The organism is Lysobacter sp. H21R4, from assembly GCF_015277535.1.
Classification (GTDB): domain Bacteria; phylum Pseudomonadota; class Gammaproteobacteria; order Xanthomonadales; family Xanthomonadaceae; genus Novilysobacter; species Novilysobacter ciconiae.
Genome location: NZ_CP063772.1, coordinates 2797561 through 2810345 on the forward strand (window position 1 = coordinate 2797561; position 12785 = coordinate 2810345).

At 68.7% G+C, this 12785-nt stretch carries 11 protein-coding genes; 4 read left to right on the plus strand and 7 right to left on the minus strand.

What is annotated here, in order from left to right; translation table 11 throughout:
- The first annotated feature begins 8 nt into the window (after positions 1 to 8).
- From INQ40_RS12690 to INQ40_RS12705, 4 genes are all read left to right on the plus strand, one after another.
- Positions 9 to 2135, plus strand: coding sequence for a TonB-dependent receptor (locus INQ40_RS12690; protein WP_194340722.1), 2127 nt, complete (start codon positions 9 to 11; stop codon positions 2133 to 2135).
- Positions 2136 to 2226: 91 nt separating this feature from the next.
- Positions 2227 to 3498 (plus strand): aconitase/3-isopropylmalate dehydratase large subunit family protein, encoded by a 1272-nt coding sequence (locus tag INQ40_RS12695; protein ID WP_194340723.1) that lies wholly within the window; start codon positions 2227 to 2229, stop codon positions 3496 to 3498.
- Between the two features lie 38 nt (positions 3499 to 3536).
- On the plus strand, positions 3537 to 4148 hold the full coding sequence (locus INQ40_RS12700; RefSeq protein WP_194340724.1) for a 3-isopropylmalate dehydratase: 612 nt from the start codon (positions 3537 to 3539) through the stop codon (positions 4146 to 4148).
- Positions 4145 to 5119, plus strand: coding sequence for a VOC family protein (locus tag INQ40_RS12705; protein WP_194340725.1), 975 nt, complete (start codon positions 4145 to 4147; stop codon positions 5117 to 5119). Before INQ40_RS12700 ends, INQ40_RS12705 begins: the two co-directional genes overlap by 4 nt.
- Positions 5120 to 5142: 23 nt before the next feature.
- Here the strand turns inward: INQ40_RS12705 and INQ40_RS12710 are convergent, their stop codons facing one another.
- The 7 genes from INQ40_RS12710 to INQ40_RS12740 form a co-directional block, all read right to left on the minus strand.
- Positions 5143 to 5511, minus strand: coding sequence for a hypothetical protein (locus INQ40_RS12710; protein ID WP_194340726.1), 369 nt, complete (start codon positions 5509 to 5511; stop codon positions 5143 to 5145).
- Between the two features lie 72 nt (positions 5512 to 5583).
- Entirely contained in the window at positions 5584 to 5760 is a 177-nt protein-coding gene (locus INQ40_RS12715; RefSeq protein ID WP_194340727.1) for a hypothetical protein, read from the minus strand.
- Positions 5761 to 5848: 88 nt separating this feature from the next.
- Positions 5849 to 7108, minus strand: a complete 1260-nt coding sequence (locus INQ40_RS12720; protein ID WP_194340728.1) for a CaiB/BaiF CoA-transferase family protein — start codon at positions 7106 to 7108, stop codon at positions 5849 to 5851.
- Positions 7105 to 8502 (minus strand): amidase, encoded by a 1398-nt coding sequence (locus tag INQ40_RS12725; RefSeq protein WP_194340729.1) that lies wholly within the window; start codon positions 8500 to 8502, stop codon positions 7105 to 7107. The genes INQ40_RS12720 and INQ40_RS12725 overlap by 4 nt, the downstream gene beginning before the upstream one ends.
- Before the next feature lie 12 nt (positions 8503 to 8514).
- Positions 8515 to 9915 (minus strand): phenylacetate--CoA ligase family protein, encoded by a 1401-nt coding sequence (locus INQ40_RS12730; protein WP_194340730.1) that lies wholly within the window; start codon positions 9913 to 9915, stop codon positions 8515 to 8517.
- Complete coding sequence (locus INQ40_RS12735) at positions 9912 to 11309, minus strand: MmgE/PrpD family protein (RefSeq protein ID WP_194340731.1); 1398 nt, start codon at positions 11307 to 11309, stop codon at positions 9912 to 9914. The genes INQ40_RS12730 and INQ40_RS12735 overlap by 4 nt, the downstream gene beginning before the upstream one ends.
- Positions 11306 to 12667 carry an MmgE/PrpD family protein gene (locus tag INQ40_RS12740; protein ID WP_194340732.1) on the minus strand — a complete coding sequence of 454 codons (1362 nt, stop codon included), beginning with the start codon at positions 12665 to 12667 and terminating at the stop codon, positions 11306 to 11308. Before INQ40_RS12740 ends, INQ40_RS12735 begins: the two co-directional genes overlap by 4 nt.
- Positions 12668 to 12785 lie beyond the last annotated feature (118 nt).

Consider the following 12785-nt stretch of genomic DNA (forward strand, 5'->3'; position numbering starts at 1 on the left):
AGGTGGTGGTGAGCGAACGACTTTATCGGTGCGCGCTGGCAGTGGCAGTCACCGCGGCTTTGGGCAGCATGCCCGTCCACGCCCAGCAGGCGACGGCGGCAGACGCCGGCAGCCAGGCGGTCCAGCTGGACAGCGTCAGCGTCACCGCGCAGCGCCGCGAGGAACAGGTCCAGGACACGCCGGTGGTGATCACCGTGCTCAACGCCGAGGAGCTCAAGCGCAAGCAGGTCTCCCGGGTTGATGACCTGAAGTTCCACGTGCCCAACATCACCATCGACCAGAACACCTCGACCAGCTCGGGCGCGAAGATCTTCCTGCGCGGCGTGGGCCAGGACGAATCCATGTTCACGGCCGACCCGGCGGTGGCGATCTACATCGACGATGTCTACATCCCGCGCCAGAACGGATCCATGTTCGACCTATACGACGTGGAGCGCATCGAGGTGCTGCGTGGCCCTCAGGGCACCCTGTACGGCCGCAACGCCACCGGCGGCGCGATCCGCTACATCACCCGCAAGCCAAAGGGCGACGAGCGGCTCGAGGTCGACGCCACGGTCGGCAACTACGGCCGCGCCGACATGCGGGTCATGTACAACACCCGCCTGGGCGAGACGCTCGACTTCTCCGCCGCGGCCCTGACCCGCAACCGTGATGGCTTCATCCGCGAGCAGGTCAGCGGCAAGGACGTCAACGACAACAAGGTCAACGCCGCGCGCATCGGCTTCTCGATGCCGGTGGCGGAGAACTCCTACGCCTCCCTCAACATCGACCGCCTGCGCGAACGCTCCACTCCCAGCTACGCGGTGCCGGTGGCCATGGTGGATGGCAGGACCGTGCCGCGCCTGGAGAACCTGTACACCACCCGCAGCGACCTGGTGGGCGGCATCAACGATCTGGACCAGTTCGGCGCGGCGTTCACCTTCGAGACCTACTTCGACAACGTCCTGTGGCGCCATATCGCCCACTACCGCAGCATGGACAACCAGATCTACGTCGACGTGGACGGCACCGACCGCCTGCTCTACCACCTGATGCAGGACCAGGAGCAGAGTCAGCGCGGCTATGAAACCCAGCTGGTCTCTATCGGGGACGGTCCACTGACTTGGGTCGCCGGCGTGTTCGCTTTCAGCGAGAAGAACGACCAGCCGACCCGCAATGACATCTTCGGCATCGGCGGGGTCTACGACATCGCCCAGGACACCGCCGCGCTGGCGGCCTACGCCCAGGCGACCTACGCGGTGAACGATCGTTTCAACCTCACCGCCGGTGGCCGCTTCAGCCACGAGAAAAAGGACCTGTCGGTGCTGGGCCGCAATCCCGCCGGCGATGAGACCTTCCAGGTCAACCGCCGCGGCCGCTGGTCCAAGCCGGACTGGAAGGTGATGGCCGATTACGACCTCACCGACAACGTGATGGGCTTCCTCACCGTGTCGACCGGCTTCAAGAGTGGCGGTTTCAACGGACGCGGCACGACACCGGCGACGATCACCCCGTTTGACGAGGAGACCGTGCGCTCCTACGAGGCCGGCATCAAGAGCACGCTGTGGGACAACCGCGTGCGCCTGAACGCGACCTACTACCGCAACGACTACGGCGGCCTGCAGCTGTCGGCGATCGACCCCAACGGCGTGTACGTCACCACCAACGCCACCGGCGCGCTGATCCAGGGGATCGAACTGGAGGCCCAGGCCCAACTGACCAAAAACTGGAACCTGAGCGCGAGCATCGGCACGATCGACGCCGAGTACCGCGACTACGCGGAGATCAACAAGGACAAATTCGAGGGCCGCGACCTGAAGCAGGCGCCGGAGATGCAGTGGCAGATCGGCACCACCTACGTGCAGCCACTGGCCGCCGCGCAACTGGTATTCAACGCCCAGGTCGCGCGCACCGACATGTTCTATCAGAACCAGGACCTGTCGGAGCTGATCAAGACCCCGGCCAACACCCAGGCGAGCGCACGGATCGGCTATGAACCCACCGATGCGAACTGGTCGGTCGCCGTGTGGGGTCGCAACCTCACCAACACCCGGGTGTCCGCCGGTGGCTTCGATATTCCCGGGCTGGGCGTTGGGGTGATCTACCCGACCCTGCCGCGCACCTACGGCATCGATTTCAACTACAAGTTCTGGTAGCCCGCGCCCGATCCGCACCAAGGGGCCTGCACTACAGGCCTTTTTGGTATATAGATATAACATTAGGACTTGAGCAGCGGAGTCGAGACGCGTGGCAGCAACCCTGGCGGAAAAAATCATTGCCCACGCCTGTCAACGTGACAGCGTCAGCCCCGGGCAAATCGTCACCGCGTCGCTGGATCTGCTGATGATGCATGACTCCGGCGGCCCCCGGCGGGTCGCCTCGCGGCTGGAACAGCTGGGCGCGAAGGTGTGGGATCCGGACAGGGTGGTGGTGGTCAGCGACCACTTCGTTCCCGCCACCGATCTGGAAAGCGCGGAGATCCTCGCCCTGACCCGGCGCTGGGCGCAGCAAGCCGGGGTGCGCCACTACGACATGCTCGGCATCTGCCACGTGGTGCTGCAGGAAGGCGGCCACGTGCAGCCGGGAATGTTCTGCGTCGGCGGCGACTCGCACTCGCCCAGCGGCGGGGCGTATGGCGCGTTCATGATCGGCGTGGGCGCGACCGACATCACCGGTGCGCTGGTGACCGGCGAGCTGTGGCTGAAGGTGCCGCAGACGGTACGCGTGAACTGGGACGGCGCCCTGGCCGACGGCGTCAGCGCCAAGGACATCATGCTGTACCTGTGCGCCACGCTGGGGATGGGCAACGAGAACCAGGCCTTCGAGTACGACGGCGCGGCGGTCCGTGCGATGTCGATGTCCGAGCGGATGGTGTTGTGCAACATGTCGGCCGAACTGGGCGCGGAAACCGGCATGGTCTCCGCAGACGAGAAGACACTGGCCGCGCTGGTCGAAGCCGGCCGGCCGTTCACGGGCGACATCGCGCGCTGGCAAAGCGATCCCGAGGCTGCGTGCCTGGCCGAACACCACTACGACGCCGCCGCCCTGGCCCCGCAGATCGCCGCGCCGCACAGTCCCGCCAACAGCCGCGCGGTGACCGAGTACGAGCCGATCCACATCGACCAGGGTTATATCGGTGCCTGCACCGGCGCCAAGCTGTCCGACCTGCACATGGCCGCGGAGGTGCTCAAGGGCCGCAGGATCGCCAGCAACACGCGCCTGCTGATCGCCCCGGCGTCGGTGGCGATGACCCGCCAGGCGGCCGCCGACGGCACCCTGGAGATCCTGACCGAGGCCGGCGCGATCATGCTGCCGACCGGCTGCGGCGCGTGCGCCGGCATGGGTGCCGGCATGTACTCGGCCGGCGAAGTCGGCCTGTCCACCACCGCGCGCAACTTCAAGGGCCGCATGGGCTCGGCGCAGGCGCAGGTCTACCTGGGCTCGCCCTACAGCGTGGCGGCCGGCGCGGTGAAGGGCTACATCTGCGACCCGCGCGAACTGCTGGCGGAACCGGCGTGATGGCCGCAGATGCCAAACCCCGCCCCACGGAGCACGCCATGACCGCTGACACCACGCCCGACGAGCCCGTCGACATCCGGGCCGCCAACCTGCCGCGCGCCGAGGCCAGCGCCCTGAGCCGGCGTGGCCGCGCGTTCGTGTTCGGCGACAACATAGACACCGACCTGCTCGCCCCCGGCCCGTACATGCGCGAGTCGCCCGAGGTGCTGGCCAGCCACTGCCTGGAAGCGATCGACCCGGACTTCGCCAGTGACGTGCAGCGCGGCGACATCGTGGTGGGCGGCAAGTCCTTCGGCATCGGTTCCTCGCGCGAGCAGGCGGTGCAATCGCTGGTGGTGCTGGGCGTCGGCGCGATCGTCGCCACCTCGTTTGCGCGGATCTTCTACCGCAACGCGCTGAACTTCGGCCTGCCCGCGCTGACGTGTCCGGATCTGGTGGCCGAACGCGGCGACGATCTGGAAGTGCGCCCGCAGGAAGGCCTGGTGATCAACCACACCAGCGGCAAGCAGTACCGGTGCGAGAGCATTCCGCCCGAGCTGATGGAGATCGTTAATGTCGGCGGCCTGATGCCGTGGCTGGCGCGGAAACTGGCCGCGGATGCGCAAGCGCGCACCGACGCGGATGGCCCGGCCGCCGGTACGGCGCCGTGAGCCTTCCGGACACCGAACTTCGCGGACCGGCACGGACCGACCAGTTCCGCGCCGACGGCATCCTCCACGTCACGCTGATTGCACGAGATCTTGATGCCGCCTGCGCGGCCTACCGCGACCAGCTCGGCCTGACCGTCGCCGCCCGCGAGTCGCTCGACATCGAACTTGCGGCGGTGCTCGGGCTGGCCGATCTTGCCGGCGCGCCCGTGGCCTGGCTCGCCAACCCGGCCGGCGAAGCCGTCCTGCGACTGGTGGAAGATCCGCAGGCGCGCCAGCTGGAACCGATGTTCCGGCACGGCTGGCTGTCGCTGGAGGTCCTCGTCGCTGACGTCGATGCATTGGTCGCCGACCTGCGCCCGCCCTTCCGCGTGCTGCGCCCGCCGGCCGACCTGGAACTGAGCCCCGCGATCCGCGCCAGCCAGGTGCTCGGTCCCTGCGGCGAAATGCTCTACCTGACCAGCATCAAGGCCGCCGTGCCGCCGTTCGACCTGCCGATGAGCGATGAGCGGATCTCCCACACCTTCATCGGCGTGATGTCTACGCCCGACCGCGACGCCTCGCAGGCCGCGTGGGCGGCGCTGGCCGGCCACCCCGGCTGGGCGTTCGAGACGAAGATCACCGTGCTCAACGACGCCTTCAGGTGGGATCTCGGTGACCGCTACCCCGTTGCGGTGGTTGCGCTTCCGGGACAGTGCCTGGTGGAGATCGACGAGGTGAAACTGCCTGACGATTCCGGTCTGGCGGCGGCGCGCGAAGCGATCGCGGACATCGACGTGCTTTCTGTCGATTCAATGGATGCGAAGCGCCGGTTTGCCGGTCAGCACAGCATCGCCCTGCGACTGGCCGCACTGCCCGAAGGCCTTGCCTCGGCCGGCTGGGGCTTGATCGGCGATGTCCAAGTCGGCGTTGAGCGGCATGTAGGACTGGTCGGTCCGGCAGGCGAGCACGTGCAGTTGCTTGTGGATTGCTGACGCGCCGCGGCACGCGCCGTCACTCAGAAACCGACGTTGCACCGTTCGTAGGCGTTGGCCGCGCTCGCGATCTTCTCGCTCGCCACCAGAGTGACCAGTGTCGCGGCAACGCCGCTCAGACAGGTCACGCCGAAGCGTTTGATGGATTCGGCCGGTCGCAGCAGGACTGAGCCCGCAAGCGCGGCAACCGTCCCCAGAACCAGCACGCCTAGGGCTGCCTCGGGAAACACGAGCGGCCCAAACATCACGACAAGCAGCGCCCAGCCGACCGCGCCGCCGCTGTCATTGCACGCCGCTCCGTAGTAGCCGACCAGCGCGGCGAATGACAGCAACACCACGAGTGCCAAGCACGTCAGGAAACCGAGAAAAGGGCGCGACTGCGGATCATCCATGACCGGCTCCAACGAGGATTCAATGTTTACAGGAGCGGCGAGGCAATGCGCCTCAACGCGAGATTCCACCGGTCAGCGGGGCTTGCTGCTCGCCAGCATCGCCAGAAACGGAGTAGCGATCGCAACGCCGACCCCAACCCCAAGACCGACGCTGTGAAAAACGGCGCCAATCACGACACCGATCCCGCCGCCCAGAGAAAGCGCGAGCGCCAGCGCCTGCGGATGACTCAACTTTGTCTTGCTTTGCATAGCCCACCTCTCCCTGTGGCGTCAGACACGAATATCCACGGCTTGGACGGATGGTGCAAACACGGACGGTGCGCCGCAAAAGGAGCGATCAGTCATTCTTGCCTGAGAACTTGCCGGGCGCCGAAAGACCAACCACACCGGCACTGTCCAGCGCCGCCAACTCGGTCGCATCCAGCCCGAGCAGCTCGCCCAGGACCGCGCCGGTGTGCTCGCCCAGTCCGGGAGCGGCGTGGCCATAGGCGATCGGTGTGGCAGAGAACCGTACCGGGTTGGCGACGCCGGGGACATGGCCCGCGGTGGAATGCGGCAGTTCGATCCGCATGCCGCGCGCCTGCACCTGCGGGTCGTCGAAGACCTGGTCGATGCGGTTGACCGGTGCGCAGGGGACGGTGGCTGCTTCCAGCCCGGCCAGCCAGTGGGCGCTGGGGCGGGTCGCCAGGCGCTGCTCCAGATACGGCACCAAGCGGTCGCGGTTGGCGACGCGGGCGGCGTTGGTGGTGTAGCGCGGATCGATCGCCAGCTCGGGGTCGCCGAGGACCTCGCAGAAGCGCGCGAACTGGCCGTCATTTCCGACGGCGAGCATGAAGTAGCCGTCCGCGGTCGGCATCACCTGGTAGGGGACGATGTTGGGGTGGGCGCTGCCCTGGCGCTGCGGCACCTCGCCGCCGACCAGGTAGTTGGACGCCTGGTTGGCCAGCCACGCCACCTGGGTATCGAGCAGGGCCAGGTCGATGTGCTGGCCCTCGCCGTGGCGCTCGGCGTGGCGCAACGCGGCCAGGATGGCCGACACCGCGTACATGCCGGTCATCAGGTCGGTCGCGGCGACGCCGACTTTCTGCGGCACGCCGCCGGGCGAACCTTCAGGCTCGCCGGTGATACTCATCAGGCCGCCGATCGCCTGGATCGCGGCGTCGTAGCCGGCGCGCTTGGCATACGGACCGGTCTGGCCGAAACCGGTGATCGAGCAGTACACCAGCCGGGGGTTGATCGCCTTCAAACTGGCGTAGTCCAGCCCGTATTTGGCCAGTCCGCCGACCTTGTAGTTTTCCACCAGGATGTCGCAATGCCGGACCATCTCGCGGATCAGGCGCTGGCCTTCCTGGCCGGTGAAGTCGATCGCCACCGAGCGCTTGCCGCGGTTGGCGCACAGGTAATAGGCCGACTCCGCGGTGGGCTGCCCATTGGCGTCGTGCAGCCACGGCGGCCCCCAGCCACGGGTGTCGTCGCCGCCTTCGGGGCGTTCGACCTTGATCACGTCAGCGCCGAAATCGGCCAGCACCTGGGTGGCCCACGGCCCGGCGAGGATGCGCGACAGATCCAGTACGCGCACGCCACCAAGAGGTTTCATCGCGGCCACCAGTCGTTGCACGCTTGCGGGAGGGAAGGCCGCCAGCCGATCGCCTGCTGGAAGGCCTCGGCCAGCGCGGTCAGCGACCACTCGTCGCCGATGTCGCCGACCAGCTGCAGGCCCAATGGCAGTTCGCCCGCGCCCACCGACAGCGGCACCGACAGCGCGGGGTTGCCGGCGAAATTGGCGTAGCCGGTCAGGTCCGCCTGGTTGGGCGGCGTAGGGGTATCGAAGGCAAACGCGCGCTGCGGCGTGGTCGGCATCACCAGCACGTCGCACTGCGCCAGCCACTGCTGCAGCTGCACCTGTGCCTGGTCGAGCACGCGCGTCGCGGCCACCAGATCACTGGCGGACTTGCGCTCGGCGTAGGCCATCAACTTCTGCAGCAGCGGCGAGAACCGCTCGCGTTGGTGCTCCCAATCGTCGGCGTGCTCGATCAGCATTTCCGCCTCGCACACCAGCAGGCCGGCGCGGCGCGAATGGCCGGGCGCGACGCTGGGCGCGGGCAGGTCTACCCGCTGGTGGCCCAGACCGAGCAGCGTCTGCAGTCCGTCCTCGAAAGCCTCGGCAATGCCGGGATCCCACTGCACGGTGTCGCCGAAATCCACCACCCCCAGCCGCAGCGGACCGGTGGATGCTGGCGCGAAACGGATCGCCCGCGACTGCGCGCTGGCCGGGTCGAAGCCCGCCAGCACCGGCAACAGCAAACGCAGGTCGCGTGCCGAGCGGGCCAGTGGACCGATATGGTCGAGCCGATGGCTGAGCGCCACCGTGCCGCGGTTGCTGATCGCGCCCCAGCTGGGTTTCAGGCCAACCACGCCGCAGTAGCTGGCGGGAATCCGCACCGAGCCCATGCTGTCGGTGCCCAGCGCGGCGCTGCACAAACCCGCCGCCACGGCCGCACCGCTGCCGCCGCTGGAACCGCCCGGGGTCAAGCCCGGACGGTGCGGGTTGTGGCAGGCGCCGAAGTGCGGGTTGTTGTTGTCCGCGCCCAGTGCCGCCTCGTGCATGTTGAGCTTGCCGACGATCACCGCGCCGGCGTTGCGCAGGGATGCGACCGACGGACTGTCGGCGTCGGCCGGGGCGTTGGCGCGACGGGTCGCCATGCCGGCGGTGGTGACGAAGCCGGCCGCATCGATGTTGTCCTTGATCGCCACCGGCACGCCTTCCAGCACGCGCGCGGTGCCGGCCTTGCGGCGGGCATCGGACTCGTCCGCCGCTCGGCGGGCCCCCTCTGCATTCACCGCCAGGTAGCTGTTGAGCACCGGCTGGCTGGCACCGATCGCCGCCAGCTGCTGCTCCAGCAGGTCGCGGCAGCTGAGCTCGCCGCGCCCCAGCCGGGCCAGCTGCGATGTCATGTCCTCGCCCAGCAGGGCGGCGTCGATGCGGCTCATGGCGTCGGACTCTTACTCGAAGCGCTTGTCGATCAGGCGGATGGGTTTCTGCCGCGTTTCCATGCCGGTCAGCGGCGCCAGCGCGCCCGGCTCGGCCAGCACGACGCTGACATCCACGCCCAGGCGCATGCGCAGCAGGGCGGCAAACGCGGCGGCCAGCTGGGCGTCGGTCGTCTCGCCCTTGACCTCGATGTGCACCGCCAGGTCGTCGCGGCCGGCGGCGTCGCGGGTGGTCACGCAGATGAACTCACCCGCAAACCCGGCGTGCTCCTCCAGGATCGGTGCCATCGCCTGCGGGAACACGTTGATGCCGCGCACCTTGACCATGTTGTCGCTGCGGCCGAGGAAGCCCTCGATTCGGCGCAGGTTGATGCCCAGCGAGGACGACGTGGTCAGCACCCGGGTCACGTCGTGGGTGTTGAAGCGGATGATCGGGTAGATGTCGTCCTTGTACAGGCAGGTCACGACCATGTCCCCGGTCTCGCCGTCGGCCACGGGCTTGCCGTCGTCCACGCCGAGGACCTCGACGTACTGGGCGTCCTCCATCAGGTACAGGCCGTCCTGGTCCGGGCCTTGGCCGGCGATCGCGCCGGTGTCGCCCACGCCGTACCAGTCGTACAACTGCGCCCCGCCCCAGGCCTTGGACAGCGACTCGCGCGACTCGCGGCCCAGGTGGCCGGAGATCATCCGGATCGGGATGTCCCTGCCCGGCTCCAGGCCTTGCTCGCGGGCGACGTCGGCCAGCTTCTTGATGTAGTCGGCAAAGCCGACGATCACGGTCGCGCCCATGTCGCGCATCAGGTTGACCTGCTGCACCGAGCGCATCTCGATGCCGGTACCGGCCGAACAGAACAGCGCCTGGGTGAAGTGGTTCACGGCCTCGCGGATGTAGTGGCCGCCGTTGATCATGCCGTGGCCGTAGACCGAATGGACGACGTCGCCAGCCTGCATGCCCTGCCAGCGGTACAGACGCGCCAGCAGCAGATTCTGCACCTCGCGGCTGTGCGGGCTGAACAGCAGCGGCTGCGGCCGGCCGGTGGTGCCACTGGTGGTGTGGAACACCAGCGGCGTGTCGCCGGCGGCGGTGCCGTCGCGCCAGCCGTGGAAATCGCCCAGCGGCGGCTGGGCTTCCACCGAGGCCATGATCTCGTGCTTGCCATAGACCGGCAGTTTGGTGATGTCGGCCAGACCGGTGACGTCCCCCGCCTCCAGACCCGCATCGCCCCACAGGCGCTGGTAGAACGGGATCTGCCAGGCGCGCGCGACGCAGCGCCGGAAGCGCGCGTCCTGCTCGGCGAACAGCTCGTCGCGGCTGATGCGGCTGAAGCGCTCGGTGAAGGCCTGGTCCAGCGGGTACTCGGCCAGCAGCTTGTTGACGTCGAAGGATTCGAAATAGGTCGCGTGGGTGGTCATGGGGCCTCAACAATCAGTAGGTCGACCAGGCGACGCACATCATCGAGCGCCTCCAGCCGGTCGAGAACGATGAGCAGGTCCGCGCGGCGCTCCGAATCGAAGGGCCGGGCCGCGTGGTCCAGGCAATGGTGGAATTTCTCGAGCTGCTGGGCGCGGTCCAGCGGACGCTCGGGCGAGCCGAGTGCGGCATCGCGGTGGTTGTGCAGCTCGCGTCCGTCGGTGGTGGTGACCACCAGGCTCTGCGGCACCAGCGCGTTGGGATCGTCGCAGTCGTTGGGCTCGACGTGCAGGCGGCTGGCAAACTGCGCGCGCACCGGGTCGGCGAGGGATTCGGCGGAATAGGCATCCAGCCCGACCCGGCCCTCGATCATCATCGTGCCGGTCAGGTAGGGCAGGCACAGGCGGGCGTAACTGGTTTCCATGCCGGCCTTGTACGGCCGCAACACCAGCCGGCGTACCAGCGGCGGCGCGCGCAGGACGATGCGCTCGACGTCGCCGATGCGCAGGTCCTCACGCTCACGCAGCTCGCGCAGCATGTCCAGGCACGCATGCGCGGCGCCGCCGGTGGGGAACACCTTGTGGCTGACCAGCTCGATCTGCGCGTCGCCGGCGGCGAGCGCGGCCAGTGCGGGACGGGTGTCGAACGCGCCCTCGATCAGCGGCAGGTAGCCGAACGGGCCTTCCAACCATTCGTGCGGGGCCGGGAAGCCGTGGTTGGCGAGCGTCCACGCAGTGATCGCGGCGCGCGCATTGAAGGCGATCTGCAGCGCCAGGGTCGGCGAGCCTTCGACGTGCGCCTGCATCGTGCCCGAGAGATGGCTGTAGGTGAGCCCGAGCGCACGGTGAAGGGTCGCCTCGTCAGCCTGGTGCAGGTGGGCGATGCCGGCGACCGCGCCCAGTGCCCCGCACATCGCCGGGCGGAAGAAGCGCATGGGCGCGCGGCCGCTGATGCCGATCAGGGTCGCCACGTCGACCGCGATGGCGACCGCGGCGATCAACCGCTTGCCGTCCACGTCGCCGCGCTGCTCGGCCGCGGTCACCAGGCTGGAGAGCACCACCGCCATCGGATGCACGACAGCGGGCATGTGCACGCAGTCGAACTCCTGGTTGTGGATCTGGAAGCCGTTGACCATCGCCGCGCTGGACGCGTGCAGGCGCTCGCCGGTGACCCAGACGCGAGCGTCGTTGCCGCTGCCGCTGCCCAGGCTCTGGGCGGCGTCGCGCACGGTCTGGTTGAGCGGCACCTGCGGGCCGGAGCCGGCGATGCCGACCGATACGCCGTCCATGATGAAGGTCTTGACCGCGGCGACGGCTTTGGGCGAAAGGTCCTCATAGCGCAGGTCGGCCGCATGGGCGACCAGCGCCTCGGTCAAGCGCGGCATCGCCGTGCTCATGCGTCCAGCCCTGCCAGGGCAGCCTGCAGGGGTTCCAGCGAGAGCGCCATCGGCAACTCACGGACGGCATCGAACAGGCGGGTTGCAGCCGGTTTGCTCACGCCGCCCCACTCGGCCAGAGCCAGCGCCTTGGACGCGATCGCGGCCTCCGGCATCGGGCATTCCGGGTCGCCCCAGGCATCCACGCGGGCCGCGTGCAGGCGGCGGCCGTCAGCCAGCGCCACGGTCACGGACGCTCCGTAGTGGTCGGGGAAGCGGGCGCTGGCCGCCTCGTCCTCGCTCACGATGACGCGCTCGCGCATGGCGGCCACGACCGGATCCTCGATGGTCGCAGGCAGGTAATGCGCCAGCTCGGGCCGTCCCAGGCAGGCAATCGTAGCAACGGCATGCTGCAGGCTGAATTTGGCTTCCAGCTCGGTGGTGGGCTCGGGCCGGTCGCAGAAGCGCAGCGCCTCGGCATAGGTGGTCACGTGGATGCTGACGAACGCCTCCATCGGCAGGCCATCGGCCTGGCGCAGGGCGTCGCGCATCGCGTCGATCGCCGGATGCGCGTGGCGGCAGGCCGGCCACGGTTTCAGGCTGGTGGTGTGGATCAGCCAGTCCGGCGCGTCGGCGAGGACCAGATCGGGCTGGGCGTCGGGCGCGCTCGCGGCAAACAGTCCCTGCTCGCCCTCCAGGATCCGGCGCGGTCCGCGCAGGCCGGCAGCGGCCAGCTGCGCCGCAAGCAAGCCGCTGCGCGCGGCTTCGGCGTTGTGGATCGATTTGGTCGGGACCGGCTCGTGTCGCATCTGCCACAGGCCACCGGTGCGGCTGCCGGCGGTACCGAGCGCATCGGCCAGTGCATCGGCGTCCAGGCCAAGGATGGAAGCGGCGGCGGTCGCGGCGCCAAACGCACCGGCGGTCGAAGTCGGGTGCCAGTAGCGGTAATGCCCGCGCCCCAGCGCGCGGCCGATGCGGATGGTCGCCTCGTAGCCGCGCACCACCGCATCCAGGAATTGTTGCGGCGTGGCGTCGGCGCTTTCCGCCGCTGCCAGTGCGACCGGAATCACCACCGGACCGGCGTGCAGGATCGCTCCGCGGTGGACGTCGTCCATCTCCAGCACGTTGCCCAGCGCCGCGTTGATCAGCAGAGCGGCCATCGGGTCGCGTCGGCCGGCGCCGAGCGCGGTCGCGTCGCCGCCCGGGAGCGTGGCCACCAGCGCGGTCAGCTGATCCGCCAGCGGCGAGCGCAAGGCCCCCAGCGCGCAGCCGAGCCAGTCGGCCATCAGCGCAGCGGCACGCTGGCGCGCCGCGGCATCCACCGGGCGCAGCAGCTGCACGGCCAGGGCTTCGGTCAGGCTCGGGGCCCGCGCTGTCATGCCGCGTCTACCAAGTGACACCTCGTTGGATCGTGGACTCTCTGACTCAGGGTATCGGACTTTGTCCGGACATATCATATGATCAGCATTCCGCACATCGCAAACCGGTCTTGACCGG